Below are 229 nucleotides of genomic sequence, written 5' to 3'. Positions count from 1 at the left end.
AAGTCCAGTTGCTGCTGTTGCTCGACACCTTCGGCGATCATCTCCATGTTGAGGCTGCGCGCCATGGCGACAATGGCGCGGATGATCTCGGCTTCGTTGGGGTCGCTGGTGGCGTCGCGCAAGAAGGACTGGTCGATCTTCAGCACATCCACCGGAAGGCGCTTGAGGTAGGTGAGCGAGCTGTAGCAGGTGCCGAAGTCGTCCATGGCGAAGCTGACGCCGCTCTTTT

General features: G+C 60.3%; 1 protein-coding gene. It reads right to left on the bottom strand.

Translation table 11 applies throughout. The features are described 5' to 3' along the window. Positions 1 to 229 (bottom strand): EAL domain-containing protein (locus tag VC352_RS25175; RefSeq protein ID WP_322982193.1); only part of this gene is annotated, 229 nt, incomplete at both ends.

The sequence above is a fragment of the Pseudomonas sp. C11 genome (assembly GCF_034683865.1).
Lineage (GTDB): Bacteria > Pseudomonadota > Gammaproteobacteria > Pseudomonadales > Pseudomonadaceae > Aquipseudomonas.
The sequence above is the reverse complement of the archived record's forward strand: the minus strand, read 5'-3'. Positions and strand labels throughout refer to the sequence as shown.